Genomic DNA, 26284 nt, shown 5'->3' with positions numbered 1-26284 from the left:
ATATAAAAAAACAACGATGTCTTAGGATAATTTCCATTCAATTTACACTTAGAATTTCTTACAATTTATATTATATTTAGTCACGTTAAGTGATATTGAAAAAATGACCAACTTAAAAGAAGTAATAACTAAACTTAAAAATTTTCGTGACGAACGAGATTGGAAGCAATTTCATAATTCTAAAGATTTGGCGCTTGCAATCTCAATAGAAGCATCAGAATTATTGGAGTTGTTTTTGTGGAAGGATAATGAAGATATAGACCATGAAAAAATGAAAAAGGAGCTTGCCGATATTTTCTCATTCGCCTTATTACTTGCTGATAAGCATAATTTAGATATTGAAAAAATTATACTTGATAAAATAGAAGAAAATTCCAAAAAGTACCCTATAGATAAGGCAAAAGGAACGGCTAAAAAATATACCGATTTATGATTGACAAACAAGTAATGGTTTATGAAATTAAGAGTTCTGCAAATAGCAACTCACAAGATTTATTTCATAAAAGTGGGCAATATTTTTACTGGAATCAAAAAATGTTTAGGAACTTAAATATAGGGGACTATGTGTTTGTTGTTAATACCCACTCGAATTATGTTCTTTTTACTAAAGTTGAGTCTAAAGACATTACCGTAACTTTTAATGAGCAAATAGAGGAGTCTTCATTTTTTGATAAAGACCAGCAATTTAGAGTTAATGGAAAATGGGATGATTTTGTTTGTCTAGAAATTATTCATCAACTAGATACACCAATTAATTGGCAATGGAAGAGTTTAGGTAGCAGTGAAACAACTTATCTTAATGGCGAAAGAGTTAACACAAAAGCCTCTAATAATAGACTTTTAAATATCCAACAACTACAATCTCTTTCAGAAAAAGAAGACTACCAGAAGATATTAAATAATTGCAGTTCAAATTTTAAACCAGATGAGGTAGGTTTTAAACCTGTTTTGATGAGGTTTTTAGATCAATCAAATACAGATAATTTAAAGACTAGAGATTATATAAAAAATTATCTCGACACAAAAGTAAAAGTATCCTTTGGACAGGGAACACCAGCTAAAATCTCATGGATTTCGTTTTTGATTCCACCTAACAAAACAAGTAAGGGTATATATCCAGGTTATCTTTATTTTAAGGAGTTGGGTAAGTTGTTCTTAACTTATGGAGTTAGTGAAACTAATAAACCAGAAATTGAATGGGTTGTGAAAGAAGAACAAACCTTGGAAGAGTATTTTGCTAACAATCAATTGGGTATTCCTTACAGATATGGTAATTCTTTTGTGTTTAAATCCTATGATGTGGAACATATTGACCAATCAGAAAGTTTAAATGATGATTTAAATGAATTAATTAATTTATATAAAGAAAGACTTAAACAAAAAACAAATTACTGGGTCTTTCAAGGGAATCCAAAGATTTATAATGTTACAAATTCTCTCCAAGACAATGCGCTTACTACTTGGTCTGTAAAAGCCCATAAAGATAAAATTAAAAAAGGCGATAAAGTTATAATTTGGGTTACTGGAGATGTTTCTGGGTGTTATGCATTGGCTAAAGTAACATCATCTGTCTACAATGCTTTTGATGACGATTCACAAACAAAGTATTATACGGATAAAAGCCTAAATATTAAATCGGATAGAGTAAATATTGAAGTAGAATATAATATAACACAAAGCCCTATTCTAAAATCAGACCTTAGTGAATTTAATTCTTTCGAGGATTTTAAAGGAGGTAATCAAGGTACTAACTTTAGTGCTACAAGACAACAATATTCGACTATTTTGAAATTGATAGAAAGTTCTAAATCTTCTGATTATCAAATAGTAAAAAATCAATTTTCAAAAGATAACTTCGAGCAATTTATAAACATTTTAAGGTCTTTTGTAAGTTCAAATAATCTAAGTCGAGATGATGAAAGAATTAGTTTTAATGTTAGAAAATCGAAGAATAGATTAGTTTTTATTGTGGGAACGCGGTATGGATTTATGATAGAAAAGAATGCAGATAAAACTTTTTATTCTTTTATTTCTGATAAACAGTTAAGTAAAGACGCTGGAAGGTTTAGCGATACTCAAGGAAATCCTGTCGATGTTTTTTGGAATGTTATTTCTAGTGCTAAAGAATTTGAAATGCAAATTTTTGATGGGTTAAGTATGGAATTGAATAAAAATTACAAATCCCCATTTAGAAGGTTCTCAAATCCAGATTTTATTAAAGATGTATACAAAAAAATAAGCCCATTTGAGGAGGATGTAAAAAATTATGGCAATATGAATAATCATTTAAATACAATTCTGTTTGGCCCCCCAGGTACGGGAAAAACATATAATAGTGTCAATAAATCATTGGAAATTATAAATGAGGATGAAGAGCAAGCTTTAGATTGGAATAATAGGGATGAAGTAAAATCATTATTTGATAGACGAGTTGAAGAGGGTAGAATCTTTTTCACAACATTTCATCAAAGTATGAGCTATGAAGATTTTATTGAGGGTATAAAACCTGTTACAAAAGGAGGTGAAGTTACATATGAAGTGCAAGACGGGATATTCAAAAAAATATGTTTTGAAGCTAGTAAAAAGACTAAAATGCTGATTAAGGCGATAGATGAAGTTTCTGAGGATATAGTTGAGGATAATGAAATGGATGTTGAATTATTTAAAGAATATTATGATAATTATGTTAACGAATTACCCGACTTAAATGAAAAGCAATCAAACACTAAATTAACAACAAGATACGGCAAGACATTCGAGTTATTTAAAAACTCATCTAATTCCATAACCGTAAAAGCCGGTACCAAAAGAGCTCCAATGTCCTTGTCATTTAATGAGCTTTCTAAAGTGTATTTTGAAAACAAAAATCCTACCTATAAGTCGTACGCATCTGTAGTAATTGATGAAATACTGGATAGTATAGAAGTAGTAAATGAAGAGTCTGATAATTATAGTAAGCCATATGTATTAATTATAGATGAAATTAATCGAGGTAATATTGCCTCTATATTTGGTGAGTTAATTACCCTAATTGAGCCAGACAAAAGAGAAGGAGGAAAAGAGGAAATAGAACTTATATTGCCTTATTCAAAGAAGCCATTTAAGGTGCCCAATAATGTTTTTATAATAGGCACTATGAATACAGCCGATAGAAGTGTTGAAGCTCTTGACACGGCACTTAGAAGGCGCTTTTTCTTTGAAGAAATGCCACCCAAGCCAGAGTTGACTAAAATAGCAGGAGATTCTAAGAATGTTGGTGGCGTTATAATGGTAAATGACGGAGCAGACAAAGTTGATTTAGGAGCTCTTTTAAAAGTTATAAACAATAGAATAGAAAAGCTAATAGATAAAGACCATAAAATTGGGCATTCTTACTTTCTTAAAGTCGATAATGAAAATAAATTAAAGGATTGTTTCAAAAACAAAATTATCCCACTTTTAGAGGAGTATTTTTTTGGAGATTTTGGTAAAATTGGGCTTGTTCTAGGCAATAGTTTTGTAAAAAAGAAAAATACTGAATTCAAATTTGCGAATTTTAAAGATTATGACCCAGATATTATATCTGATTTAGAGATAAGAGATGTCTATAAAATAAAATCGCATGATGCATGGGATTTTAAAAGTATTTTTTAAATGGGTAAGCCAATACAGGTTTTTGAATATGAAAGGCTTAAAGCTAATGATGTATCTTTTTTTCCTAATGAAAAGGTTGGAAAGAAAGTTATAGAAAGGTTATGGCAATATAATGACGCTAATGATAATATATACTTTGAAGCTATCCGAAATGGCGTAAAATTTAAACAATTTGTAGGTGTTATACAGATAGGGAATATTACTATTGAAATACTGCCAAAGGCAGATAGAGAAAAGGCATATGAAAATGATAGAACTGTTTGGCATAATATTCTTCTTAAAATGTTGGCCAAATGCAAAAAGGTAAGGGTTGATTCTGTAAGTGAAGCATCTCTAAAAAAAAGGTATCATTCTTTACTGGATTTATATTTCGAGGTTTTTCTTAAAGAGGTGAATTCAATTTTAGAAAATGGCTTAATTAAGCAATATAGAAAGGATAGTGGAAATTTGAAAGCTTTAAAGGGAAGACTTGATTTCTCAAAGAACACACAACAGAATTTTATCCACAAGGAGCGCTTCTATACTATACATCAGGTTTATGATTATAATAACCTAATTAATCAAATTCTCTTTAGAGCATTGATTATTTTAAAAAACATCACCAATAATGTGGCCTTAAAGGATGGTGTTTCAAGAACATTAGCAAAATTCCCAAGTATTGATGATATCGAAGTAAACAAAAAACATTTTGACAAAGTTGTGACTAATAGAAAAACGTTAATGTATGAGGAAGCTTTGAAAATTGCCAAAATGATTATTTTAAATTATTCTCCTGACATAAAGGGTGGTAATGAAAATATGTTGGCGCTACTTTTTGATATGAACAAATTGTGGGAGGAGTATGTATTCAGGACTTTAACAAAACACCAAAATGAAAATTTAAAAGTTAGTTTTCAAAACAGCACTAATTTTTGGGAAAACAAAAAGATTAAGCCAGATATTGTTATTTCTAAAAAAGATGAAGTAGGTATGGAAACTAATTTTGTTATAGATACGAAATGGAAGATAATTGACCCCACTAAACCTTCGGACGATGATTTAAAACAGATGTACGCTTATAATCTTTATTGGGATGCTCCAAAAAGTATGCTTTTGTACCCTTCATCAAACCCCCAATCTACATCTTATGGAACTTTCCACAGGGGAAGACAAGGCGAAAATAAATGTAAACTAGGGTTTGTAAAGGTTATGAAAGCCGGTAGCTTAAATCCCATGTTAGGTGATGAAATATTAGCAATGCTCAATTAAATAATAATCTTGGCACTAGATATTAGAAAATATATAGAAAAAAGGATGAGCATGTCTCACATTTATCAGCCTGTAATGATAAAGACCTTACTGGAACTTGGTGGTACTGCTCACAAAAAAGAAATAGCTAAAAAAATACTTAGCTATGATTTTTCCCAAATTGAATATTATGAAGGGATTACCAATAATATGGTAGGGCGTGTTTTAAGAAAAAATGGTGTTGTTAAAAAAGATAAAAGTAATTATCATTTGATTGGTTTCGATGACCTATCAATACAGGATATTCAAGAAATTATAATTTTATGTGAGGATAAGATTAATGAATACATAAATAAAAGAGGAGTAAAAATTTGGGAACACAGGAGAAGGAATAGGAAAGCTGTGCCTGGTTCAATCCGGTATAACGTCTTAAAGCGAGCCAAAGGTAGATGTGAACTTTGTGGAATATCTAAAGAGGAAAAAGCTTTGGAAGTAGACCATATAATACCAAAAAATATTGGAGGAGAAGACTCTTTAGATAATTATCAGGCATTATGCTATACCTGTAATGCTAATAAAAGAGATAGGGATGATACAGATTTTCGCAATTTGAATGCACAATATAGTCTTAGAAGTGGGGATTGTATTTTTTGCTCTATTTCAGAAAACAAAATATTAAAAGAAAATGAACTTGCTCTAGCCATTTACGATAGCTTTCCAATTACAAAACATCATATTTTGTTAATTCCAAAGAGACATTGTAAAGATTTTTTTGAACTTTCTCAAGCAGAAATAAATTCTATAACTAGATTATCTCATGAAATTAAAAGTGAAATTATTAAAAAGGATAGTACTATAGACGGCTTTAATATTGGATACAATATAGGTGAAGTTGCTGGCCAGACAATAATGCATTGCCACATGCACATGATTCCAAGAAGAAGAAATGATGTAATAAACCCCAAAGGAGGTATAAGGGCAGTGATTCCAGGTAAAGCAGATTATACAAATTAGAATTTTATTTTGCTATAGCAAATCATGTAGCAAAACCTAAGCAAATAAAATAAGAATATTTTTTTGTAGTGTAGACAAAATGATTCATTTTACGGCATAATAAGACATCAACTTACGTACACGAAGCAACTCTTTTGATTGGATTTTGTTATAGAAATTATTGAGTTTCTTTGAAAGATTTAGGTTTATAATTACCTAAAAAATTAAAATAGTTGACTAATAGTTGACTAGTTATAATAAAATAAAACCTCAACTTATTGTTATTTAAATAGTTGAGGTTTTTATATGTACTCAAGGTGGGAATCGAACCCACACTTCCGAAGAAACTGGATTTTGAATCCAGCGCGTCTACCAATTCCGCCACTTGAGCGTTTTCGGACAGCAAAAATAAATATTTTTCCTAGAATAAACGCAAAAATACTAGGCAATATACTTTTTAGGTTAAAATAAATGCATAAATTTGCACCTCGTTAAAATTAACGGAGTGTTTGCGCTCTCAAAAACAACAAGTTAACTATGCCAATTGTAATTACAGAAGCCAAAATTTTTGCATGTACACAGAGTAAAGAACTAGGTGAAAAAATAGCCAAAGCTTTTGGTGCAGAATTAGGTAATGTAATTACGTCAACTTACAGCGATGGTGAGTTTCAACCGTCTTATGAAGAATCTATACGTGGTACTAGAATTTTCATTATAGGATCTACAAATCCAGGTCCAGAAAATTTAATGGAAATGTTGTTAATGATTGATGCCGCAAAACGTGCTTCCGCAAGACATATTACAGCTGTTTTGCCATATTTTGGTTGGGCAAGACAAGATAGAAAAGACAAACCAAGAGTGCCTATTGCGGCTAAATTGGTAGCTAAAATGTTAGAAGCTGCAGGAGCAACCCGTATTATAACTATGGACCTGCATGCAGATCAGATTCAAGGGTTCTTTGAAAAGCCAGTAGATCATTTATATGCTTCTACTATATTCTTGCCATATTTAAAGAGTTTGAAACTGGATAACCTAACCATTGCATCTCCAGATATGGGAGGTTCAAAAAGAGCTTATGCCTATGCTAAAGCTTTGGAAAGTGATGTGGTAATTTGTTATAAGCAACGTGCAAAAGCCAATGTAATTTCTCATATGGAATTAATTGGTAATGTTGAGGGAAAAAATGTGGTACTTGTAGATGATATGGTAGATACTGCAGGAACATTAACAAAAGCAGCAGATTTAATGATGGAACGTGGTGCATTAAGTGTAAGAGCTATATGTACACATCCTATATTATCTGGTAAAGCTTATGATAATTTAGAAAACTCAAAATTAGAAGAACTTATAGTAACAGACTCTATTCCGCTTTCTCAACAAAATGAGAAACTTAAAGTTTTAAGTTGTGCAGATTTATTTGCAGAGGTTATGGAAAGAGTTCATAATAACAACTCTATTAGTTCAAAATTTGTAATGTAAATTAATAATTAAATTTAAATAGAAAATGAAATCAATTACAATCAACGGATCTCAAAGAGAAAGCGTGGGCAAGAAAGCAACAAAGGCCTTACGTAATGCTGGTCAGGTTCCTTGCGTATTATACGGAGGAGACAAACCAGTGCATTTCTCTGCAGCTGAATTAGCCTTCTCTAAACTGGTTTATACGCCTAATGCGCATACAGTTGTAATTACTTTAGAAGGTGGTGAATCTTTTAACGCAGTTTTACAGGATATTCAATTTCACCCTGTAACAGATAGAATTTTACATGTAGATTTCTATCAATTATTTGAAGATAAAGAAATTGCTTTAAACATTCCTATCAACGTTGTTGGAAACTCTAAAGGTGTTAAGAATGGTGGTGTTTTAAGAAGGCCATATAGAAAATTACGTGTTAAGGCCTTACCAGCTAATTTGCCAGATTTTATTGAAGTAGATATTACGCCATTAAAAATTGGAGATAAAATTAATGTAGCAGACTTACAAAATGATAAGTATACTATCTTACATCCAGATAATAATGTTGTAGCTCAAGTTAGAACTTCAAGAACTGCTATAGTTGATGATGAAGATGAAGAAGGAGGAGAAGAAGAAGGAACAGAAGCAACTGCAGAAGCTCCAGCAGCAGAGACAACTCAAGAATAGATATAATCTAGATTAAATTTTAAAGGCATCCTATATTATTCAGGATGCTTTTTTATTTTTACACTAATTGAGACATGCTATGTGCAAGTTTATTTGGAATCTGTTTAAAAAAAGAACTGAATCTTTTAAAGGTGAAGAAGAAAATCCCATGAAAAAATTTCTAATTGTTGGTTTAGGAAATATTGGAGAAAAGTATGAAAATACCCGCCATAATATTGGATTTAAAATATTAGATTATTTTGCCAAAAAAGAAGGTTTAACTTTTGAAACGCAAAAACTGGGAGATTTATCTAATTATAAATTAAAGGGAAGAACGTTTGTTTTTTTAAAGCCAAGTACCTACATGAATTTAAGCGGAAAAGCAGTTTTGTATTGGTTGACTAAAGAAAAAATTCCATTAGAAAATCTTTTGGTGCTTACAGATGATTTAAATTTACCCTTTGGAAGTATTAGACTTAAAACAAAAGGAAGTGATGGAGGCCATAATGGGTTAAAAGATATTCAGGATAAACTTAATACAACAAAGTACAACAGGTTTAGGTTCGGAATAAGTGATGAGTTTAGTAAAGGCAGACAGGTAGATTACGTATTAGGAGAATGGAATGAAGAGGAGAATGAAAAGCTTTCCGAGAGGTTGGACAAATCAATTGAACTTATTAAATCTTTTGCGCTGGCAGGAATTAATCATACGATGAACACTTTTAATGGTAAATAAACACTGAAAATCTATTCCTGTTGACTGCAAGAAAGGAAGCTCAAACTTCTTTTTATTCAATAATAATCTTTTTAGTTGATTGTCTTAAACCATCACTTAGATTTAAAATATACATGCCAGATTGAATATTATTAAGGTTTATGGATTCATCAAAACTTGTTACATTCTGGTATTTTTGAGAATAGATAACTCTACCTCTTAAATCGTACACTTCCAATTCAATATTACTCCTAGTAGCATTATTAAATTTAATCGTAAATTCTCCTTTATTTGGATTAGGAAACACTTTTAAGCTCTTTTCAAAGCCATAAAAGTCTGAATCTGATAATGAAACTGTGGTTGTACACAATTCTACAAACCAAGAATTCAGTGTTCCTGTGTCTCCAGCTGCAAGATCAACCACTCCTAAAACCCAATTTCCAGAAGGATTTTCTCCATTAAAAGCAGTTAGCGAGTTTTCAGGTTTATAAACTTCATTACTTTCAGTATTGGTACAATCAAGAGAGTTAGCGTCATCATCAAATTTAATTACTAAACTTCCAGTTGAGCATAGTCCAGGTGTAATTAAGTTAATTTGGGTTGATTCTGGGCTTAAGATAGCAATTTGTAAATCCCCCTTATAAGTATGCGTAATATCAACGCCAATGTTAACATCTGTTATAGTAGTTGATTCAGGAACATTGCCTGTTTCACTTGTTTCAAACATATTATGATTATCAGTAATAGATAAAGGTAGGTTAGTTTCACCAGCATATTGATTGCACACTTTATTAACTGTATAACCAATAGCAAAATCTGCTTCATTGATATTAAAGAATATATTTTCAGAAGGGTCAGCTTCTACCATAATTCTGCAAAAAGGGGCTGCAACTCCTGGAGGAAAAGAGACATCTGCACTTCCATCATTATCTGTAGAATCTAGCAGGAGATAAGGATATGTTAAGCCTCCATCTATTGATAGCCTTATGTCTACATTAGTGGTGTTTATAGGACTAAGGTTAGTCTCTGCAACATCCCATGTTATGGTTTGTATGCTTCCAACATCATAACTTACATATGTATTTTGTGAAGTAACCTGAAAAGCTCCATCATTATCTACTACAGTAACAATCATTCCATCATTATCTGTTTGGCCATAATTATTCAATCCTGAACCATTATCTCTTACGGTAAATTGAAAGTTTAAATTTCTAGGTACAGAAGCCAGTTTCTCCCATGTAGTAGAGCCTTTAGAAATTATAAGATCTTCTAGTCTTGGGATATACCTTATTGGGCTTGATGTAGGCTCAAAAGATCTTACTAAAGGACCTGTAGCATTACTTTCAAATATGCTTCCTTGTGATGCTGCTAGATCATATTGCTCCCATGTGAACGTATGGGTTCCCGTTCCATCAGAATCACTTGAATCTCCTGTTAATTTATACGGAGTCGAAACAGGAATAGTGTAATTGATACCCGCAATTGCTGTAGGAACAGAGTTGCCGGTAGAACTCTCAGTATCACAAGTACTACTATTTCCTCCAGAGATATTAGCCCAAATCAATTGTAAACTTTTTTGATGGAAATAATCATCACCATTCGCTTGAACATTTTCAGGAGAACATAGGCCTGCATATCCCATTATAGTACTTCCACTTCCCGGTTCATAAGAATTAGTCGAAGACCATTCTCCAGGAGAACAACTGCCGCTATTGGCACTCCAAGTATGAGGAGCACCAAATTGATGACCCATTTCGTGAGCTACAAACTCAACATCAAATACATCTCCAACAGGCGTTTCCAAGCCTGTTACACCTTTAGCCTTGCTTCCAGTTATACAAGGAGAGTTAACAACAGCAACGCCTCCAAAACTAGTGGCAAAGACATGCCCTATGTCGTAATTGCCATTTCCAATGGCGCCATCTATTATGGTTTGATTTTCATCTAACATGGTAACAACATCACTATTAGTATAACCATCATCCTCTTCTAAAAAAATAATGGCGTCATTATTAACCATACTCATTTTAAGAGATAATTCTCTTTCAAAGATGCCATTTACTCTATTCATAGTTACAACCATGGCAGCGAGAACAGCAGCTTTTTTTTGAGCATTTGTTCCGGCTCCCATTCCAGCGGCATCTATATGAAATGTGGAATATTCTACCGTTGAGGCAAGAGCTAAATCATAAGTACGTAATGTGCCATCATTTGCATTAAAGACAGAAGAATATTTAGACGAAGTATTTTTGGATTCAGGGAAATCATCTACAAAGTGGCATACAAAATTATCTTTTAAGCTTTTTAAGTTCTTTTTTTTGTAAATCATGTAATTAGAACCTCCATAACTTATCGGGTCTATAAATTCAGAACTTTTATTAGGTTTATGGACCATAGTATGCAACCCCTGTGGTGTTATGCTTATTTTTATACTCGTTCCAGTATTTGAGATGCTTTTACCTGTATATGTTCTTATTTCAGGATGTTGAGCCTGAAAACTTGGTTCCATTATTGAAGACTCTATAACTTCAAAAGACTCCAAGTCACCATCTGCATTAGGCAAGCTTATAATGTTTTTTTCATTTGAAGCACTACTTAAGATACTTTTAAGATTTTTAGTGTTCATTTCAAAATAAACTGCTTTTTTAGGTTCAGACTTTCTTTGCAATACCTTTCCCTTTAAAGCTTTTTCCTTAGTAATTTTAGTCCAAACAGGTTTGCTGTTTTGAGCTGATGTAGCTAGAGAAAATAGAAGAAAAAAAGCAGTTAAGCTTAAAAAAACATAGTAAGATTGTTTCATTTGGTGCCTCTTAATTAAGATTACAATTCAATAAAAGTAACATCTTAAATTATAAATACAAAAAAATGATGTTAACTTTGAATCACTATGATACCTAATATGAGGTTTTTTATTTTACTTTTTTCAGTTATTACTTTGGTTTCATGTAAGGTTAAAAATGAAGTTATAAGGTTTCAGGATGAATTGGAATTTGGCGGTTATTGCCCTGATGATGGAACATGCACTTTTAGTGTTTTGTCTCAAAAGGTACTAAAAGTAAAGAAGGATAACTTAGGTGCTATTTATCCAGCTATTGCAGAAGGAAATAAAATTGTATTAAAGTTTGAGTATAGCAGAAATGAGAAACCAAATGTGGCAGATGCCAGTTATAAAGAACAAGTATTTATTGAATTAAGTGTTGATCAACTTGAAATAGAAACAGAGGTATTAAAACAAGTCAACATACTGTTTGCACGGTTATGTTATTGTAAAGGGCAGACTGGATATTATAGGGTTAGAACAGGAAAATTGGCTATTAAAAAGCTTTTAGGAGAAACGTATAATATTAGTTTAAAATTTGAGGTAACTGAAGTGCCTCAAGTAGTTACTCAAATAGAACAAATTTTTAGTTTATCATCTTAAACTAGAATGTTTGCAGTTATGGGTTTTATAACTAATTTTACCTAAAACTTTTTCTATTGAAAATTTACCATAATTTTAGTGAAGAATCAATAGGTGCATCTGTAGTAACAATTGGCACTTTTGATGGTGTACATATAGGGCATCAGAAAATAATTTCTCGTTTAGTTAATTGTGGGAGGCAGGAAAATTTAAAATCCGTTATACTTACTTTTTTTCCACATCCCAGAATGGTTTTGCAAAAGGACGCCAACATTAAATTAATTAATACTATTAAAGAGCGGAGAGGGATATTAAAATCTTTAGGTCTAGATTATTTGGTTGTGCAAGAATTTACTAAAGAATTCTCAAGACTTTCAGCTGAAGATTTTGTTAGAGAAATCCTCATAAATAAGTTAAACGCCAAAAAGGTAATTATTGGTTATGATCACAGATTTGGAAGAAATAGAAATGCTGATATTGAAGACCTGAAGAAGTTTGGAGAGGTTTATGGCTTTGAAGTAGAGGAGATTTCAGCTCAGGATATTGATGATGTGGCTGTGAGTTCTACAAAAATCAGGAATGCACTTAAAGAAGGAGATGTAACCAAGGCCAATGCCTATTTAGGTTATAATTTTATGCTATCTGGAACGGTTACAAAAGGTAAAGGTTTAGGAAGGCAATTGGATTATCCTACGGCAAATATTCAAATAGAAGAAGATTATAAGCTAATTCCAAAACAGGGAGCTTATATTGTAAAGTCAACTGTTGAATATTCAAATGTTTACGGTATGATGAATATAGGAATGAACCCAACAGTAAATGGTTCAAAAGAAACTATTGAAGTACACTTCTTCAATTTCAATAAAGATATCTACAACAAGACCATTCAAATTGAGCTTTTAAAACGCATTCGTGATGAAGAAAAATTTGAATCAGTTGATGCTCTGAAAGACCAGCTTGCTAGGGATAAAGAAATGGCGCTTACTTACATTGCCAATCATCATGATTAATAAATGGTTGTTTCAACATATTGACAACGCAGGGTTAATTATTTTTAGGACTTTCTTCGGCTTGCTTTGTTTTTTAGAATCGGTTGGAGCCATTTTTACAGGTTGGATTAAAACCACCCTTATAGAGCCCGAATTCACATTTTCATTTATTGGTTTTGAATGGCTGCAACCACTCCCTAGTTATTGGATGTATGTTTATTATGCGGTCATGGGTTTGTTTGGGTTATTTGTCATGTTGGGGTATAAATACCGTTTTAGTATGTTGACTTTTGCCCTAATGTGGTCTGCAACATATTTAATGCAAAAATCATCCTATAATAATCATTATTATTTGTTGATGTTATTGAGCTTTATTATGGTTGTTATGCCAGCAAATAAATATGCTTCAATTGACGCCAAACAGAACCCAAGCTTAAAAAGTCTTTCAATGCCTTTATGGTGTAAAGGGGTTTTTGTATTTCAGCTTTTTATTGTTTATACCTATGCATCGGTTGCCAAATTATATCCAGATTGGTTAGACACATCGGTTATTGAATTACTTATGAAACCGAAAGCCAATTATTTTTTAGTAGGTGAGTTCCTTCAGCAAAAGTGGATGCATTATGTTCTATCTTATGGCGGTATTGTTTTTGACGGATTAATCATTCCATTACTTTTATTTAAACCTACCAGAAAGTACGCTTTTTTTGTTTCTATATTCTTTCATTTATTTAATTCTTTTGTGTTTCAAATTGGTATTTTTCCATATTTGGCATTAGCATTTTCATTGTTCTTTTTTGAACCTGAAATTATTCGAAATATATTCCTTAAAAAGAAACCATTATATGTTTCAGAAGAAATCACTGTTCCTAATTATAGAGCACCATTAATTGTCATTTTTGGTATTTATTTTTTGATTCAAATAGTGTTGCCTTTACGTCATCATGTTATTGAAGATGATGTATTATGGACCGAAGAGGGTCATAGACTCTCATGGCGCATGATGCTTAGAGCAAAAAGTGGTTCAGCAACTTACACAGTTAGAGATAAAGAAACTGGGAGTAAAATGGTTATTAAACTTGATGATTATTTAACCAAAAAGCAACAAAGAGGAGCTGCTTCTAAGCCTGACGTTATATGGCAATTTGCTCAAAGGTTAAAAGAAAAATTCAAAAAAAATAATCAGGACGTAGCAGTATTTGTTAATAGCAGAGTTAGTGTTAACGGAAAGCCTTATAAAGAGCTAATAAATCCAGAAATAGATTTGGCTAGTATAGATTGGGAAACGTTTAGACATAGTAATTGGATTTTACCTTCAAAACAAGATTGATTTTTTTAGTAATTTCATAAATTTCTTCAGTTAAGAACTAATTTTTGTTTTAAATAAAATACAAAAATTAGTTTCACTTCAGGAACCACTTTATTAGTCCATAATTTTATTTCATTTGGTTTTTTAGGAAACATAAAAATGAAAAAAATCATGTACTTTTGTCGCTCAAATTTTTAAGACATGTTACAAGTACCTTTTATAAGAGAAAACAAGGATTTGGTAATAGACCGATTAGCGAAACGAAATATTGATGCTACCGAAGATATAAACCAAGTCATTGCTTTTGATGAAGACCGAAGACGTATTCAAACAGAGTTAGATAATACTTTGGCAGAATCTAATGCGTTATCAAAAGAAATTGGTATGTTGTTCAAGTCTGGAGAAGTTGATAAGGCTAATGAAATAAAAGCGAAAACGGTTGATTTAAAAGAGGCTTCTAAAAGACTAACTGAAGACCTAAATACTAAGGCCAATGAGCTACAGGAGCTTTTATATAAGATTCCGAATGTACCTAACGAAATTGTCCCTACAGGAAATACAGAAGATGATAATGAGGAGGTTTTTAGAGAAGGAGATATTCCCGTTTTAGAAGAAGGTGCTTTACCACATTGGGAGTTAGCTAAGAAATATGATATTATTGATTTTGAGCTAGGAAATAAAATCACCGGAGCAGGTTTTCCGGTTTATAAAGGTAAAGGTGCCAAATTACAACGTGCTTTAATCACTTATTTTTTAGATAGGAATACAGAGGCTGGATATACAGAGTTTCAATTGCCACTTTTGGTAAATGAAGCTTCTGGTTTTGGAACGGGTCAGTTGCCAGATAAAGAAGGGCAAATGTATCATGTTACGGCAGACAATTTGTATTTAATACCAACTGCTGAAGTTCCAGGAACAAACATTTTTAGAGATGTTGTTTTAAATGAAAGTGAATTACCTGTTGCTATTACAGGTTATACTCCATGTTTCAGAAGAGAAGCGGGAAGCTACGGTGCTCATGTAAGAGGTTTAAACAGATTGCACCAGTTTGATAAAGTTGAAATATTAAGGGTAGAACAGCCAACCAAGTCTTATGATGCTTTAGATGGTATGGTAGCCCATGTTAAAACCATTTTACAAGAATTAAAATTACCATACAGAATATTGAAACTTTGTGGAGGTGATTTAGGTTTTACTTCGGCATTGACTTATGATTTTGAAGTATTCTCAACTGCTCAAGATAGATGGCTAGAAATATCTTCTGTTTCTAATTTTGAAACCTTTCAAGCAAACCGTTTGAAGCTTCGTTTTAAAAATAGTAATGGTAAAAATGAATTAGCGCATACTTTAAACGGAAGCTCGTTAGCATTACCAAGAGTTTTAGCTGGAATTTTAGAAAATTACCAGACAAAAGAAGGTATTGTAATTCCGGATGTCTTACAGCCTTATACAGGATTTAGTATAATTGACTAAGAATAGAATTAAATATTTTTAGAAAGAATAATACTACAAAACACAATGATAATTTTAAATTATATCGACAAAATGCATTTTTAAAAGGTAATTCAACGATTTTATTTCATTTTTCTTTGTTCAACAGGTTTTATTTAGGAAGTTAGCAATACCAAATCTATTAAACCTACTAACCGATGAAAAATATAAAGCGCATTGTACTTTTAATTGCACTTGTGTTTTTTGCTAGTAAAGTGTTATTTTCAGATTTTGAGATTATAAAATCTGAAAATAATACAGTAGCAATTGCAAGTAAATAAAGGGATTCATTTTCATATAATAAATCTTAAGGTTTGCTTTAAGGCTAAACGCTGTCCCCAATCTTAATAATTCAATCGTTTTTTATTTAACGGTAGTTAATAGAAACTTTATATTTTTGGTTGGTTTGAATGCCCGAATTTATTTCGGGCATTTTTTTATCATAATATTTACAATGTCTACTAGTCACATTTGTTATATTTACAACATGAGATTCCTTTTGTTATTATCCTTACTACTGTCTACAACCATATTGGCTCAAGATGCAAATTTGGCTATGGATTATTTCAAAAAGGGAGACTATGAAAAAGCATTGTATGAATACAAAAAGTTATACGCAAAAAGTCCTTCAAACATTAATTATATTAATCAAATTGTTGGTTCACATCAACAATTGGAGCAATATGATGAAGCCGAAACCTTTTTATTAAAGCTTATTTCTAAAATTAATTATCCAGCATTTATTGTAGAGCTTGGATTTAATTATCAGCTTAAAAACGACTTGCAAAATGCCAATCTAAATTATAAAAAGGCGCTTGCGAATATAGATTTAAGGGCCAGTAATGTGTTTGCGGTAGCTAGAGCATTTCAAGGACATGCTCTTTTAAACGAGGCAGTTATTGCTTATGAAAAAGCAATGCAACTTAACCCAGATTATAATTTTAATATTCAATTGGCCCAACTGTATGGTGAACAAGGGCATATTGAAAAGATGTTTAATAGTTACGTAAATTTTGCCCAATCTAATCCGGTGGCATTGATTGATGTAAAAAGAAGAATTAGTGGATTTTTAACAGATAATGGAGAAGATGAAAACAATGTTCTTTTCAAAAAGATATTATTAAAAAAGAATCAGCAAGAACCAAATTTGCTTTGGAACCAACTGTTAAGTTGGTTGTTTATTCAGCAAAAGGATTTCAAAAAAGCATTTATTCAAGAAAAAGCTATATTTAATAGAAAACCGGAAGGCTTAGAAAGAATTCAGGAATTGGCCTTAATAGCGACTGATGAAAATCAGAATGAAGTTGCGAAAGAAATTTTTAATTACATCATTAATACAGCCCAGTCTTTAGATATTAAATTGGATGCTCACTATAATTTAATTCAAATTGAAACTAAAGAAAGTTCAAAGGAAAATTATAATGTAGTAAATGATAAATATGTAAAACTTTTTGAAGAATTTGGAACCTTTTCTCAAACTTTGGTTTTACAAATTTCTTACGGTCACTTTCTGGCTTTTTATATGAATAAAACTATTGAAGCTACCCAATTTTTAGAAAACACATTAAAATTACCATTATCAGAATTGCAAAAATCCCAGGTAAAATTAGAGTTGGGAGATATATTGGTTTTACAAGAAAAGTTCAATCAAGCTTTAATTTACTATACTCAAATTCAACGTAATTTAAAAAACAGTACGGTATCTCAGGAGGCACGTTTTAGGGTGGCCAAAACCAGTTATTATAAAGGTGATTTTAAATGGGCAGAATCTCAGCTTAAAATATTAAAATCTTCGACATCGCAATTAATAGCCAATGACGCTTTGGATTTAAAACTTCTTATTTCAGATAATAAATATGAAGATTCTTTACAAACAGCTTTAAAATTATATTCTAAAGCAGACTTGTTGGCATTTCAAAATAGAAATGATGAAGCCGTTTCATTATTAACAAAAATTTTGAGTGAACATAAAACAGAACCCATTGTGGCTCAAGCTTTATATAAACAAGCCCAATTATTTCAAGTAAAAAATCAATTTAATCAAGCTGCAGAAAACTACCAAAATATTATCTCTAATTACAGAGAGGGTATTTTGGCAGACGATGCTTATTTTAATTTGGGACTATTATTTGAGCAACAATTAAATCAACCTGATAAAGCCAAGGAATTATATGAACAGATTATTTTCAATCATGCCGATAGCATTTATTTTGTTGATGCAAGGAAAAGGTATAGGGCGTTAAGGGGTGATGCAATTAATTAAAATATGATTGCAGAAACAAACCGTCTTATATTTGAAAAATTCACTTTGGCAGATGCACCATTTTTAAAAACTTTGGTTAGTACTCCTAATTGGTTGAAGTATATTGGAGATAGAAATATAAAAACTGTAAAAGAAGCCGAAACCTATATTCAGAATACACATTTCAAAAGTTATAAGACAAAGGGATTCGGTTTTTATAAAATGTTACTAAAAGAAGAAAAACTCAAACCAATTGGTTCTTGTGGTTTAGTTAAACGAGATGAATTAGAACATGTAGATATTGGTTTTGCATTTCTTCCTGAGTATGAAGGTAAAGGGTTTGGTTATGAATCATCAGTGGAAATCATAAAATTAGCCAAAGAAAATTTTAAACTAGATATACTTCAAGCAATGACAGTACCTTATAATTTTAATTCAATTAAATTATTAGAGAAATTGGGTTTTACTTATGAAAAAAGGATAAAACCTTTTGAAGATGACGAAGAACTCATGTTATTTGCAAAAACTTTATAAGCATGATAATATACAACGTAACAGCAAATATTGATGAGTCTATTCATGAGGAATGGTTAACATGGATTAGAGATCATATTCCGCAAGTCTTAGGAACGGGAAAATTTGATAAAGCTACATTAACAAGGGTGTTGGTTGAAGAAGATATGGGCGGTATTACCTATTCTATTCAATACAGAGCATACTCTAGAGAAGCCCTTGATGCTTATTATAGAGAGGATGCCGAAAACTTGAGAGCTGATGCTCTTAAAAGATTTGCTGATAAAATGCTGGCTTTTAGAACAGAGTTAGAATTAGTAGATGAGTATTTTGTAAATGTTAATCCTAATTAAGGGGAGAATTCTACTTTAATCATAATATAGAGCGTATGAAAATAAGAGAATTGGTAAGCGTAAATGACGAAGTATTGGATGCTTTCCGAAATTTAATTCCGTTGCTCTCACCTTCAAGCGCATTGCCTTCAAGAAAAGATTTAGAAACTATCGTGAATTCTAACAATACAAAACTTTTTATTGCTGAAGAAGGAAACGACATTATAGGCACCTTAACTTTAGTATTCAATAAAATACCTACAGGAGAAAAGGCTTGGATAGAAGATGTGGTTGTAGATAATTCTGCAAGAGGTAAAGGAGTTGGCAAAAGTTTAACTCAATTTGCCATAGATTATGCCATCAACAGAGGTATAAATAAAATAGATTTAACATCAAGCCCTGAAAGAATTGCTGCTAACAATTTATATCAAAAATTAGGTTTTAAAAAACGGGTTACCAATGTATATAGATACTTTAATAACAAATAAATTGAATCAATAACTCGTGGCTAGCAATTCAAATCAACATCAAGTAAAAGCTAAAAAACATTTAGGGCAGCATTTCTTAAAAGATGAAAATATTGCCAAAAAAATTGGTGATACGCTTACCTTAAAAGGTTATGATAAAGTTTTAGAAATTGGTCCCGGCATGGGAGTTCTTACCAAGTATCTTTTAGAAAAGGATGTGGAAACTTACGTCATTGAAATTGATACGGAATCAGTTGAATATCTTCAAGCTAATTACCTCAATTTAGCACCTAGAATTATAGAACAAGATTTTTTAAAATTCGATTTAACCAAAGTTTTTAATGAAGAATCCTTTGCTATAACCGGTAATTTCCCATATAACATATCAACTCAAATTGTATTTAAAACTTTAGAAATGCGTCATCAAATTCCTGAGTTTACAGGGATGTTTCAAAAAGAGGTAGCACAACGTATTTGCTCAAAAGAAGGCAGTAAAGTATATGGAATACTTTCGGTTTTAGCCCAAGCATTTTATGATGCTGAATACTTGTTTACGGTACCACCTTCCGTATTTAATCCGCTTCCAAAAGTAGATTCTGGTGTTTTAAGATTAACTAGAAAGCAAGATTATACTTTGCCCTGTGATGAAAATTTATTCTTCAAAGTAGTAAAGCAGGGGTTTCAACAACGCCGAAAAACACTTCGTAATAGTTTAAAAACATTCAATTTATCAGATAATTTAAAAGCAAATAGTATATTTGGCAAGCGTCCGGAACAATTGAATGTTCAAGAGTTTATAGAACTCACTTCTTTAATTGAAAAAGACGCCTAAATTTATAGCTTTTGTCATTTAGACAGAGCAGAGCGATAAGAAATCTCATGTCTGAAGAAAACCAAAACATACATTTTGAGCTTACGGAAGAACTTGTAGAGCGCGTTGAGTTATTAGTTGAAGAGCAAAAAGACAAAGAACTTCAAGCGCTTTTAAAAGAGTATCATTATGCCGATATAGCTGAAATTCTAGATGAACTTAATCTAGAAGAGGCAATCTATGTCATAAAACTTCTTGATTCTGAAACGACTTCGGATGTCTTGATGGAGCTCGATGAGGACAACAGAGAAAAGGTATTAAAAAATCTATCGGCTAAAGAAATTGCAGAAGAAGTTGAGGAATTAGATACTGATGATGCAGCAGATATGATTGCTGAACTTCCTGAGGAACGTCAGCAGGAAGTTATTGAGAAAATTGAAGATGAAGAGCATAAAGAAGAAATTAAAGAACTTCTTGCTTATGATGAAGATACAGCTGGGGGATTAATGGCCAAAGAACTTGTGAAAGTTTATGAAACTTGGACTGTTGCAGGGTGTTTACGCAGAATTAGAGGGCAAGCCGAAGAGGTTACAAGAGTGCATTCTATTTACGTAGTGACAAAAGACGAAAAGCTTATAGGACGCTTGTCTTTAAAAGATTTAATTGTTGCTAAAAACGACCAGAAAATAGCAGATATCTATATTTCTAATGTAGATTCGGTAACAGTTGATGAAGACGCCGAAGAAGTAGCTAAAGTTATGGCAAAATATGATTTAGAAGCCATTCCTGTTGTAGACGAAAACAAAACACTTTTAGGTAGAATTACCATTGATGATATTGTAGACGTTTTAAAAGAAGAAGCAGAAAAAGATTATCAATTAGCAGCAGGTATTACTGGAGATGTAGATTCAGATGATAGTATTATTGAACTCACTAAAGCGCGTTTGCCATGGCTATTCCTTGGTTTAATTGGAGGAATAGGAGCCTTTTTAATCATGGAAGGTTTTGAAGAAGCCTTTAAAGGAGAAGCTTTAATACTTTTCTTTTTTACACCACTAATTGCGGCAATGGCTGGTAATGTAGGTGTACAATCTAGTGCTATTATTGTACAAGGTTTGGCAAATGATGAAGTTAAAGGAAGTGTTAATAGTCGTTTAATTAAAGAAATGCTATTGGCAGCACTTAATGGACTCATACTAGCTATATTTTTGTTTTTCTTTGTTTGGGCTGCTAAGGGAGAAATAAATACTGCTTTTGCTATATCAGTTTCTTTAGTAGCTGTGATTATTATCGCAGGTTTAATAGGTACGTTTGTGCCATTATTTTTAGATAAGCGCGGTATAGACCCTGCTATTGCCACGGGTCCTTTCATTACCACAAGCAATGATATTTTAGGTATTTTACTCTATTTCTGGATAGCTAAAATGATTTTGGGTATTTAAAATTTGGGCGTTCCCTTTCAGGTCGGGCTTTCAGCAGTCGCTCTTTTCAAGGAGCTCCAACAAATGCTTCAATCCCTAACGCAAAACTTCGTAATTTTACGTTATGAATGCAATTAGTATTAAAGACAAATTATCGATTTTTTCCGAAAAATGGCATCCACATCAAATTGCTGTAATTGATGATATGCAAGTGCTTTTAGCCAAGTTACAGGGTGAGTTTGTATGGCACAGTCATGATGATGAGGACGAACTTTTTCAAGTAGTAAAGGGAACGCTGTACATGCAGTTTAGAGATAGAACCGAGGTGGTGAATGAAGGAGAGATTATTGTGGTTCCTAAAGGGGTTGAGCACAACCCATGTACCAAAAACAATGAGGAGGTACATGTTTTATTGTTTGAGAAAAGAAGTATAGCACATACAGGGAATGTACAACATGAAAAAACGCAAACACATTACCCAAGAATTTAATCACAAATGAAAGTCCTTCACCTAGACACCAATCACCAAATATTAATAAACCAGCTTAAAGATTTAGGTTTTACCAATCATGAGGATTATTCATCTTCAAAGGAAGTCGTAGAATCCAAAATTTCAGAATACGATGGTTTGGTAATCCGAAGCAGGTTCTCAATAGATAAACAGTTTTTAGATGCTGCAAAAAATCTAAAATTTATTGGTCGTGTTGGTGCGGGATTGGAAAATATTGATTGTGATTACGCCAAATCAAAGGGCATTTATTTAATTTCTGCACCAGAAGGTAATAGGAATGCTGTTGGCGAACATGCTCTGGGAATGTTGTTGTCTCTTTTCAATAATCTAAACAAAGCTGATGATGAGGTTAGAAGAGGCAAATGGTTGCGTGAAGAAAACCGTGGTATTGAATTAGATGGAAAAACGGTTGGATTGATTGGTTACGGAAATATGGGTAAGGCCTTTGCAAAAAAACTTAGAGGCTTTGAAGTTGAGGTATTGTGTTACGATATTAAAGAAGGTGTAGGAGACGAAAATGCTACACAAGTTAGCTTATCAGAATTCCAAGAAAAGATAGATGTAGTGAGTTTACATACACCGCAAACACCGTTAACGTTAAGCATGATTGATACAGATTTTATCAATGCATTTAAAAAACCTTTTTGGTTAATTAATACTGCAAGAGGTAAAAGTGTTGTGACCTCAGATTTGGTTGCAGCATTAAAATCCGAAAGAATTCTAGGCGCTGGATTAGATGTATTGGAATATGAAAAGGCATCCTTTGAAAGTTTGTTTTCTTCTAATATGCCTGAGGCTTTTAAATATTTAATACAAGCAGAAAATGTTATCCTTTCTCCTCATGTGGCAGGCTGGACTATAGAGAGTAAAGTAAAATTAGCACAAACTATAGTAGATAAAATTAAAGCTAAATTTTGTTAAATTTATGAAATGAAGAAAACCATTCTTGTTTTTTCACTCTTAATATTTGCCATTCTTTTATTATTTCAGGTTAGTAAATATGCTGTTATTTCGGGTAATTTAAAAACAGAGATAGTCATTGGGATAGTTGCTGTTGTTTTCTTGATTGTTGGTATCTATATCAATAAAAAAAGTCTGAATAAAAATAAGCTAGCTTCAACCGAAATAAATCATAAAAAAATTTCAGAATTAGAAATTTCAGAACGAGAATATGAAGTGCTTCATGCTATCTCTGAAGGCTTATCTAATAAAGAAATTGCCGATAAGTTATTTCTTTCAGAAAGCACTATAAAAACGCATGTGTCTAGCTTATTAGTTAAACTAAATGCAAAAAGACGAACTCAAGCACTACAGATTGCAAAAGAATATCAGATAATTTAAAATTCATACTTTTATACTTAAGTACTAGTGTATTGGTACTTAAGTATGACCTCTAAATTACTGTTTCCACCTACTTTTGAATTGTTAATCTTAAAAACCAAAACATTATGCAGGCAACAATTAAAAAGTACGGATTATACGGTTTATTAACCGGATTGGTTATTTTTATTCTTCATCTTACATTAGGGAAAGATTTAAGCTATTCAACCAATGAGATAATTGGTTACATATCCATATTTATATCATTGTCTTTTGTTTTCTTCGGAATCAAGCATTACCGAGACAAGGTAAATAATGGAGCTGTTTCATTTGGAAAAGCACTTTCAATCGGAATTTTAATTTCAGTATTAGTGGCAATTGGTATAGCTTTAGCCGACTTTGTATATACCAAGTTTATTAATCCAGATTGGTTTGAGAATTATTACCAAATGATGCGAGATGCTGGTAAAGAGGACGAAATTATGGAAATGACAAGCTTTACTGCAGGATTATTTATGCTAACCCTAGTCACGGTTATTGGATTTATTATATCTTTAATTTCAAGTTTAGTACTTCAACGTAAATAGAGTTATTATGCAGTCAAAAGCTACAACACCACAACAATATTTAGACGAATTACCAGAAGATAGAAAGGAGCCAATTCTTAAGTTAAGACAACAAATTTTGGATAATCTACCCAAGGGTATCGAAGAATCTATGGGGTACGGGATGTTGGGTTATGCTATTCCGCATTCGGTATATCCAGATGGCTATCATTGTACTCCAGAACTCCCATTGCCATTTATGAGTTTGGCTTCTCAAAAAAATTTTATTGGTGTTTACAGTATGGTTATTTATGCCAAAAAAGAGGTTTATGATTGGTTTACTTCAGAATACGCAAAACGTTGTAAGTATAAATTAGATATGGGTAAAAGTTGTATTCGGTTAAAACGAATGGATGATATACCTTATGAACTTATTGGTGAATTAACAGCAAAAGTTGGTACAGATGAATGGATACAGATTTATGAAGATGCCATTAAAAACGGAAAAAAATGAAAAAGCGTGTAACAGGCATCGGTGGAATGTTTTTTAAAACAAAAGATCCAAAAGAAACTAAAGATTGGTATAAAAAACACTTAGGTTTTAATACCGATGATTACGGTTGCACCTTTTGGTGGAAAGATAAAGATGGTAAAGATTGTTCAACGCAATGGAGTCCGTTTTCTGAAGACACAAAGTATTATGAGCCTTCAAAAAAGGATTTTATGTTTAATTACAGAGTTGAAAATTTACACGAATTAATAGGGGTTTTAAAGGAAGAGGGTGTTACTATTGTAGGAGATATTGAAGAATATGACTATGGTAAATTTGGGTGGATTTTAGATAACGATGGGAACAAAATTGAACTTTGGGAACCTATTGATGCAGCGTTTAAATAAATTAATTTGGGAATAGCAGAAATACTTCAAACGTATAACCTAACAATATTCAAGTGGCTAGCCATAGGGTTTGCCGCTTTTGTTTTGGGGGTTTCTAAATCTGGAATTAAAGGAATTGGTATTCTTATTGTATTAATTCTGGCCTTTGTTTTTGGCGAAAAAGCCTCTACAGGTATTTTATTACCTATGTTAATATCAGCAGATATATTAGCAGTTAGCTACTACAACCGTCATACACAATGGAAGTTTATAAAAATGTTAATGCCATGGATGATTATTGGGGTTCTAGTTGGTGTTTGTGTAGGAGATGCCGTTTCAGAAGTGGTGTTTAAAAGGGTTATGGCTGTGATTATCATAGGGTCTATTTTAATAATGTGGATTTTTGAAAAGCGAAAAACTACTAGTGTTCCTAATAACAAGGTTTTTTCATATTCTACAGGGTTTCTAGCTGGATTTACGACTATGATTGGAAACTTGGCAGGACCTATTTCTAACGTTTATTTTTTAGCAATGCGATTGCCAAAGAATGAATTTATAGGCACTGCAGCGTGGCTATTTTTCATTATTAATGTGTTCAAATTGCCTTTTCACTTTTTTGTTTGGAAAACAGTTACAAAGGAGTCTTTGGTTCTAAATTTAACCTTATTTCCAGTGGTAGCTATTGGGTTTTTTGTTGGGGCTAGAATAGTGAAATTAATTTCTAATTCTAATTACCGTCGATTTATTATAATAGTTACTGGAATAGGTGGTTTAATAATGTTGTTTAGATAATTACTGTAACGAAATCAAAATTAACCACACATATAATATAAAGTGAATTTTAATTTTTAAATTTATAGTCTAACCGTAAATCAATACATAATGTCTGATGAAAAAAATTTAAGTGACGACCTAAATGATATGTTAGGAGACGCTAAAGAAGGAGCTAAAAAAGCTGCGGATAAAGCAGGAGAAATGGCGGGTGAAGCCAAAGAAAAAGCTAAGGAATTTGCAGAAGAAGCTAAAGAAGCAGCCTCTGAGTTTGCTGATGATGCCAAAGAGGCATTTGATAAAGCCACAGGAGATAATAAGAAAGTGCTTGCTGGGGTTTTAGCTATTATTTTAGGAGCTTTAGGTGTGCATAAATTCATTCTTGGATATAATAAGGAAGGAATTATAATGCTAGTGGTAACTTTAGTTATTGGGGCTTTTACTTGCGGAATTGGAGCAAGTGCAATGGGAATAGTTGGTTTAATTGAAGGTATCATTTATTTAACTAAGTCTGACGAAGAATTTTATAATACATATCAAGCCGGAAAAAAGGCTTGGTTTTAATACACTTCATAACTTAGTTTTTTTTAAGTAAA

The 26284-nt window shown here is 32.1% G+C and carries 27 protein-coding genes and 1 tRNA gene; 26 read left to right on the top strand and 2 right to left on the bottom strand.

Annotated features, from left to right (window positions below; translation table 11 throughout):
- Window positions 1-103 precede the first annotated feature (103 nt).
- From FUA22_RS10395 to FUA22_RS10380, 4 genes are read left to right on the top strand one after another with little or no spacing between them, the layout of a single operon-like run.
- Window positions 104-433 carry a nucleotide pyrophosphohydrolase gene (locus FUA22_RS10395; protein WP_147768039.1) on the top strand — a complete coding sequence of 110 codons (330 nt, stop codon included), beginning with the start codon at window positions 104-106 and terminating at the stop codon, window positions 431-433.
- Entirely contained in the window at window positions 430-3633 is a 3204-nt protein-coding gene (locus FUA22_RS10390; RefSeq protein ID WP_147768036.1) for an MrcB family domain-containing protein, read from the top strand. The genes FUA22_RS10395 and FUA22_RS10390 overlap by 4 nt, the downstream gene beginning before the upstream one ends.
- Complete coding sequence (locus FUA22_RS10385; protein WP_147768035.1) at window positions 3634-4881, top strand: McrC family protein; 1248 nt, start codon at window positions 3634-3636, stop codon at window positions 4879-4881.
- A 9-nt stretch (window positions 4882-4890) separates the two neighbouring features.
- Window positions 4891-5874: an HIT domain-containing protein gene (locus tag FUA22_RS10380; RefSeq protein ID WP_206667099.1), complete on the top strand. Its 984-nt coding sequence runs from the start codon at window positions 4891-4893 to the stop codon at window positions 5872-5874.
- A gap of 288 nt (window positions 5875-6162) precedes the next feature.
- On the opposite strand, the gene FUA22_RS10375 is transcribed toward FUA22_RS10380, so the two are convergent.
- Window positions 6163-6244: transfer RNA gene (locus FUA22_RS10375), tRNA-Leu, on the bottom strand.
- A 146-nt stretch (window positions 6245-6390) separates the two neighbouring features.
- Here FUA22_RS10375 and FUA22_RS10370 point away from each other — a divergent pair.
- From FUA22_RS10370 to pth, 3 genes are all read left to right on the top strand, one after another.
- Window positions 6391-7332, top strand: a complete 942-nt coding sequence (locus FUA22_RS10370) for a ribose-phosphate pyrophosphokinase (protein WP_147768033.1) — start codon at window positions 6391-6393, stop codon at window positions 7330-7332.
- Between the two features lie 25 nt (window positions 7333-7357).
- On the top strand, window positions 7358-7996 hold the full coding sequence (locus tag FUA22_RS10365) for a 50S ribosomal protein L25/general stress protein Ctc (protein WP_147768031.1): 639 nt from the start codon (window positions 7358-7360) through the stop codon (window positions 7994-7996).
- A 79-nt stretch (window positions 7997-8075) separates the two neighbouring features.
- Window positions 8076-8711: an aminoacyl-tRNA hydrolase gene (gene pth, locus FUA22_RS10360; protein WP_147768029.1), complete on the top strand. Its 636-nt coding sequence runs from the start codon at window positions 8076-8078 to the stop codon at window positions 8709-8711.
- A 52-nt stretch (window positions 8712-8763) separates the two neighbouring features.
- On the opposite strand, the gene FUA22_RS10355 is transcribed toward pth, so the two are convergent.
- Entirely contained in the window at window positions 8764-11490 is a 2727-nt protein-coding gene (locus tag FUA22_RS10355; RefSeq protein WP_147768027.1) for a zinc-dependent metalloprotease, read from the bottom strand.
- 99 nt (window positions 11491-11589) lie between these two features.
- On the opposite strand from FUA22_RS10355, the gene FUA22_RS10350 reads away from it, so the two are divergent.
- The 19 genes from FUA22_RS10350 to FUA22_RS10265 all read left to right on the top strand — a co-directional run bounded on the left by FUA22_RS10350 (window position 11590) and on the right by FUA22_RS10265 (window position 26252).
- Window positions 11590-12111, top strand: a complete 522-nt coding sequence (locus tag FUA22_RS10350; RefSeq protein WP_147768025.1) for a hypothetical protein — start codon at window positions 11590-11592, stop codon at window positions 12109-12111.
- A gap of 56 nt (window positions 12112-12167) precedes the next feature.
- Window positions 12168-13100, top strand: coding sequence for a bifunctional riboflavin kinase/FAD synthetase (locus FUA22_RS10345; RefSeq protein WP_147768023.1), 933 nt, complete (start codon window positions 12168-12170; stop codon window positions 13098-13100).
- Entirely contained in the window at window positions 13093-14409 is a 1317-nt protein-coding gene (locus FUA22_RS10340; RefSeq protein ID WP_147768021.1) for an HTTM domain-containing protein, read from the top strand. Before FUA22_RS10345 ends, FUA22_RS10340 begins: the two co-directional genes overlap by 8 nt.
- Window positions 14410-14589: 180 nt before the next feature.
- Entirely contained in the window at window positions 14590-15861 is a 1272-nt protein-coding gene (serS, locus tag FUA22_RS10335; RefSeq protein ID WP_147768019.1) for a serine--tRNA ligase, read from the top strand.
- Between the two features lie 176 nt (window positions 15862-16037).
- Complete coding sequence (locus tag FUA22_RS18650; protein WP_262713233.1) at window positions 16038-16160, top strand: hypothetical protein; 123 nt, start codon at window positions 16038-16040, stop codon at window positions 16158-16160.
- 206 nt (window positions 16161-16366) lie between these two features.
- On the top strand, window positions 16367-18142 hold the full coding sequence (locus FUA22_RS10330) for a tetratricopeptide repeat protein (RefSeq protein WP_147768016.1): 1776 nt from the start codon (window positions 16367-16369) through the stop codon (window positions 18140-18142).
- A gap of 3 nt (window positions 18143-18145) precedes the next feature.
- Window positions 18146-18655 (top strand): GNAT family N-acetyltransferase, encoded by a 510-nt coding sequence (locus FUA22_RS10325; RefSeq protein ID WP_147768008.1) that lies wholly within the window; start codon window positions 18146-18148, stop codon window positions 18653-18655.
- 2 nt (window positions 18656-18657) lie between these two features.
- Window positions 18658-18987, top strand: a complete 330-nt coding sequence (locus FUA22_RS10320) for a DUF4286 family protein (RefSeq protein WP_147768006.1) — start codon at window positions 18658-18660, stop codon at window positions 18985-18987.
- A gap of 35 nt (window positions 18988-19022) precedes the next feature.
- Window positions 19023-19454 (top strand): GNAT family N-acetyltransferase, encoded by a 432-nt coding sequence (locus FUA22_RS10315; protein ID WP_147768004.1) that lies wholly within the window; start codon window positions 19023-19025, stop codon window positions 19452-19454.
- 16 nt (window positions 19455-19470) lie between these two features.
- Window positions 19471-20265 carry a 16S rRNA (adenine(1518)-N(6)/adenine(1519)-N(6))-dimethyltransferase RsmA gene (gene rsmA / locus FUA22_RS10310; protein WP_147768002.1) on the top strand — a complete coding sequence of 265 codons (795 nt, stop codon included), beginning with the start codon at window positions 19471-19473 and terminating at the stop codon, window positions 20263-20265.
- 47 nt (window positions 20266-20312) lie between these two features.
- The gene (gene mgtE, locus FUA22_RS10305) at window positions 20313-21686 is read left to right on the top strand and encodes a magnesium transporter (RefSeq protein ID WP_170309893.1); all 1374 of its coding nucleotides are present in this window, start codon (window positions 20313-20315) and stop codon (window positions 21684-21686) included.
- A 103-nt stretch (window positions 21687-21789) separates the two neighbouring features.
- The gene (locus FUA22_RS10300) at window positions 21790-22155 is read left to right on the top strand and encodes a cupin domain-containing protein (protein WP_147768001.1); all 366 of its coding nucleotides are present in this window, start codon (window positions 21790-21792) and stop codon (window positions 22153-22155) included.
- A 6-nt stretch (window positions 22156-22161) separates the two neighbouring features.
- On the top strand, window positions 22162-23097 hold the full coding sequence (locus FUA22_RS10295; RefSeq protein ID WP_147767999.1) for a 2-hydroxyacid dehydrogenase: 936 nt from the start codon (window positions 22162-22164) through the stop codon (window positions 23095-23097).
- Window positions 23098-23106: 9 nt separating this feature from the next.
- The gene (locus FUA22_RS10290) at window positions 23107-23517 is read left to right on the top strand and encodes a response regulator transcription factor (protein WP_147767998.1); all 411 of its coding nucleotides are present in this window, start codon (window positions 23107-23109) and stop codon (window positions 23515-23517) included.
- 107 nt (window positions 23518-23624) lie between these two features.
- The gene (locus tag FUA22_RS10285) at window positions 23625-24083 is read left to right on the top strand and encodes a DUF4199 domain-containing protein (protein ID WP_147767996.1); all 459 of its coding nucleotides are present in this window, start codon (window positions 23625-23627) and stop codon (window positions 24081-24083) included.
- A 7-nt stretch (window positions 24084-24090) separates the two neighbouring features.
- Window positions 24091-24555 (top strand): DUF1801 domain-containing protein, encoded by a 465-nt coding sequence (locus FUA22_RS10280; RefSeq protein ID WP_147767994.1) that lies wholly within the window; start codon window positions 24091-24093, stop codon window positions 24553-24555.
- Window positions 24552-24938, top strand: a complete 387-nt coding sequence (locus FUA22_RS10275; RefSeq protein ID WP_147767992.1) for a VOC family protein — start codon at window positions 24552-24554, stop codon at window positions 24936-24938. Before FUA22_RS10280 ends, FUA22_RS10275 begins: the two co-directional genes overlap by 4 nt.
- Before the next feature lie 6 nt (window positions 24939-24944).
- A complete protein-coding gene (locus tag FUA22_RS10270; RefSeq protein ID WP_147767988.1) occupies window positions 24945-25709 on the top strand; it encodes a sulfite exporter TauE/SafE family protein in 765 nt (254 codons plus the stop codon).
- A gap of 90 nt (window positions 25710-25799) precedes the next feature.
- Window positions 25800-26252, top strand: a complete 453-nt coding sequence (locus FUA22_RS10265) for a TM2 domain-containing protein (protein WP_147767986.1) — start codon at window positions 25800-25802, stop codon at window positions 26250-26252.
- The last annotated feature ends 32 nt before the right edge of the window (window positions 26253-26284 follow it).

The sequence above is a fragment of the Seonamhaeicola maritimus genome (genome assembly GCF_008056315.1).
GTDB classification, from domain to species: domain Bacteria; phylum Bacteroidota; class Bacteroidia; order Flavobacteriales; family Flavobacteriaceae; genus Seonamhaeicola; species Seonamhaeicola maritimus.
The sequence above is the reverse complement of the archived record's forward strand: the minus strand, read 5'-3'. Positions and strand labels throughout refer to the sequence as shown.

Excerpts from the sequence above, each read along its gene's own strand:
- FUA22_RS10295 (WP_147767999.1), top strand. The coding sequence starts at position 22,162 with ATGAAAGTCCTTCACCTAGACACCAATCACCAAATATTAATAAACCAG.
- FUA22_RS10320 (WP_147768006.1), top strand. The coding sequence starts at position 18,658 with ATGATAATATACAACGTAACAGCAAATATTGATGAGTCTATTCATGAG.
- FUA22_RS10325 (WP_147768008.1), top strand. The coding sequence starts at position 18,146 with ATGATTGCAGAAACAAACCGTCTTATATTTGAAAAATTCACTTTGGCA.
- FUA22_RS10330 (WP_147768016.1), top strand. The coding sequence starts at position 16,367 with ATGAGATTCCTTTTGTTATTATCCTTACTACTGTCTACAACCATATTG.
- FUA22_RS10300 (WP_147768001.1), top strand. The coding sequence starts at position 21,790 with ATGAATGCAATTAGTATTAAAGACAAATTATCGATTTTTTCCGAAAAA.
- FUA22_RS10280 (WP_147767994.1), top strand. The coding sequence starts at position 24,091 with ATGCAGTCAAAAGCTACAACACCACAACAATATTTAGACGAATTACCA.
- FUA22_RS10355 (WP_147768027.1), bottom strand. The coding sequence starts at position 11,490 with ATGAAACAATCTTACTATGTTTTTTTAAGCTTAACTGCTTTTTTTCTT.
- FUA22_RS10385 (WP_147768035.1), top strand. The coding sequence starts at position 3,634 with ATGGGTAAGCCAATACAGGTTTTTGAATATGAAAGGCTTAAAGCTAAT.
- serS (WP_147768019.1), top strand. The coding sequence starts at position 14,590 with ATGTTACAAGTACCTTTTATAAGAGAAAACAAGGATTTGGTAATAGAC.
- FUA22_RS10370 (WP_147768033.1), top strand. The coding sequence starts at position 6,391 with ATGCCAATTGTAATTACAGAAGCCAAAATTTTTGCATGTACACAGAGT.
- FUA22_RS10275 (WP_147767992.1), top strand. The coding sequence starts at position 24,552 with ATGAAAAAGCGTGTAACAGGCATCGGTGGAATGTTTTTTAAAACAAAA.
- FUA22_RS10285 (WP_147767996.1), top strand. The coding sequence starts at position 23,625 with ATGCAGGCAACAATTAAAAAGTACGGATTATACGGTTTATTAACCGGA.
- FUA22_RS10290 (WP_147767998.1), top strand. The coding sequence starts at position 23,107 with ATGAAGAAAACCATTCTTGTTTTTTCACTCTTAATATTTGCCATTCTT.
- FUA22_RS10265 (WP_147767986.1), top strand. The coding sequence starts at position 25,800 with ATGTCTGATGAAAAAAATTTAAGTGACGACCTAAATGATATGTTAGGA.
- pth (WP_147768029.1), top strand. The coding sequence starts at position 8,076 with ATGTGCAAGTTTATTTGGAATCTGTTTAAAAAAAGAACTGAATCTTTT.
- FUA22_RS10365 (WP_147768031.1), top strand. The coding sequence starts at position 7,358 with ATGAAATCAATTACAATCAACGGATCTCAAAGAGAAAGCGTGGGCAAG.
- FUA22_RS10315 (WP_147768004.1), top strand. The coding sequence starts at position 19,023 with ATGAAAATAAGAGAATTGGTAAGCGTAAATGACGAAGTATTGGATGCT.
- mgtE (WP_170309893.1), top strand. The coding sequence starts at position 20,313 with ATGTCTGAAGAAAACCAAAACATACATTTTGAGCTTACGGAAGAACTT.
- FUA22_RS10395 (WP_147768039.1), top strand. The coding sequence starts at position 104 with ATGACCAACTTAAAAGAAGTAATAACTAAACTTAAAAATTTTCGTGAC.
- FUA22_RS10340 (WP_147768021.1), top strand. The coding sequence starts at position 13,093 with ATGATTAATAAATGGTTGTTTCAACATATTGACAACGCAGGGTTAATT.
- FUA22_RS18650 (WP_262713233.1), top strand. The coding sequence starts at position 16,038 with ATGAAAAATATAAAGCGCATTGTACTTTTAATTGCACTTGTGTTTTTT.
- FUA22_RS10390 (WP_147768036.1), top strand. The coding sequence starts at position 430 with ATGATTGACAAACAAGTAATGGTTTATGAAATTAAGAGTTCTGCAAAT.
- FUA22_RS10350 (WP_147768025.1), top strand. The coding sequence starts at position 11,590 with ATGAGGTTTTTTATTTTACTTTTTTCAGTTATTACTTTGGTTTCATGT.